Annotated in this window: 1 protein-coding gene; it reads right to left on the bottom strand. The window is 72.1% G+C overall.

Annotation, left to right across the window (positions count from 1 at the left end):
• Nucleotides 1-56: 56 nt before the first annotated feature.
• The coding region (locus tag HW445_RS28705; RefSeq protein ID WP_180223762.1) for a M4 family metallopeptidase at nt 57-1,983 on the bottom strand (1,927 nt) is incomplete at its 5' end.

Raw genomic sequence — 1,983 nt, 5'->3', positions numbered from 1 at the left:
GCGGGTGGCGCGCGGCGGCGGTGCGGGGTGGGTGGATCAGCGGAGCGGGACCGGACTCATCGCCCGGGGATGTTCTCCACCTGGTCGTTCATGTGGTCCAGGGCCGTGTCGCCGTCGAGGCCGATGGTGTCCCGGTAGCCCGCGGCGGGCCAGCGGACCTGGACGGACTGGGCCAGCGCGCCGCCGCCCTCCTGGGCGAGGTCGGCGCGGGCGACCGCGTCGAAGAAGTGGTCGATGGCCGCGATGTCGGCGTCGGAGACCACCGGCGGCTCGCCCTCCTGCTCACCGCTCGCCCACATGAACAAGGGGTTGAGCTGCATCAGGAGCATGCCGAGCTCGGTGCGCAGCGCCTCGTCCTCGTTGATCAGCGGGTCGAGCCGCGGGCTGTCCTCGTTGTACAGCTCCACGTAGTAGGCGACCGCGGGCTCGGCGGTCGGCAGCACGTCACGGGCCCGGTACAGGGTCGACCGGATCTCCGCCTCCTGCGGTCCGTCCGCGGCGTAGTCGACCGTGCTCAGGCCGGCGCCCATCACGCAGGAGCAGTTGTCACCGCTGTTCGAGGCGGGGGTGTCGGACTCGACGCCGACCTCGGACCAGGCGACAGCGACGACCTCGCTCTCCCAGGAGCCCTTGCCGTACAGGCGCCAGGCGGCCGCGATGGTGGCGTTGCGGGCGTCGGCGAAGGTGGCCTGCGGGTACAGGAAGTCCGTCAGCGCCGCGTACCAGATCTTCTCGGTCTCGCCGCGGTCCGCGGAGGCCTTAAACGCCTTGTAGAAGGCGTGGTTGGGGATGCCGCTGTTGTGGTGCACCCCGCCGCCGTCGCCGCACTGGGCCTCGTAGTCCCGCATGTGCGCGGGCTGGTCGTGCTTGCCCGGGTCGGCCATGCTGCGGATGGCGCCCATCGGGAGGTCGGCGCCCATCAGCCAGTCGTTGCTGCCCCGGACGTCCCTCTCGACCATCTCGCCGAACACGTCGGAGAAGCTCTCGTTGAGCGCGCCCGACTGGTCCTTGTAGTCGAGCCCGCCGCTGAGGTCGGTGACGGCGTGGGTGAGTTCGTGCGCGGTGACGTCGATGGACGTCATGTCGTCGCCGAAGATCATCTTCTCGCCGTCCCAGAAGGCGTTCTCCACGGCCTCGTCGGGATCCTCGCGGTACCTGACACCGCTGACCAGGGTGGCGCCCGCGTTGTCGTAACTGTCGCGGTTGTGCGCGTCCTTGAAGTACTCGTAGGTGGCGCCGGTGTACTGGTAGGCGTAGTTGACGTCCGCGACCTGGGAGGCGTCGGCGCCCTCCGAGCGGGCCAGCGGGGCGGGCCAGTCGTCGGTGTGCGCGAAGTCGTGGACCATGCGCTTGAGCGCGTGCCGGGTGCGGTCCTCCACGTCCAGCACGCCGCGGCCGGCGAGGGCGTCCACGAAGTAGACCTGGGACATCTGCCGCGCGTCGTCCATCAGCCAGACGTGCCAGACGAGTTCGGGGGCGGCGCCCTCCGTCCGGCCCTCGCGCACGTAGAGGACGGGCTCCTCGACCACCCGGGCCCCGGGCAGGGCCGCGCGCGCCTGGGCGGTGGCGGCGTCCGCGTCGACGGACGGCTCGGTCGGCGCGTTCTCCAGGCCCGGCTTGAAGGCGTTGGTGACGGACCAGACCTCCTTGCCGGTCGGGTCCAGGTGGACGCCCAGGCCGCCCTGGTAGACCGGGACGCCGTCGACGACCTGCTCGTACCAGTGGTCGAGCTCGGTCACCCCGGGTCCGGCCCTGCGCGCGGAGGAGCCGGCGCGCGTGCGCTCGGTGTCGGGGCGGAGGTAGGGAGTGGGGTCGGTGCGGGAGACCAGGCCGGTCTGCTTGCGCAGCCACGCCTCGGCGTCGCCGGGGAAGGCGCTCTCCAGCAGCACGGTGGACGGGGTTCCGGTCCTGGCGTTCCAGCTCGCGGCGGCCTTGCCGCCCTGGGGGCCCTTCAGCCGCCCGAGGGCCCGCTCGGCCGCCGGG

Origin of the sequence: Streptomyces sp. UH6, from assembly GCF_013421635.1 — a bacterium.
Lineage (GTDB): Bacteria > Actinomycetota > Actinomycetes > Streptomycetales > Streptomycetaceae > Streptomyces > Streptomyces abyssomicinicus.
The sequence above is the reverse complement of the archived record's forward strand: the minus strand, read 5'-3'. Positions and strand labels throughout refer to the sequence as shown.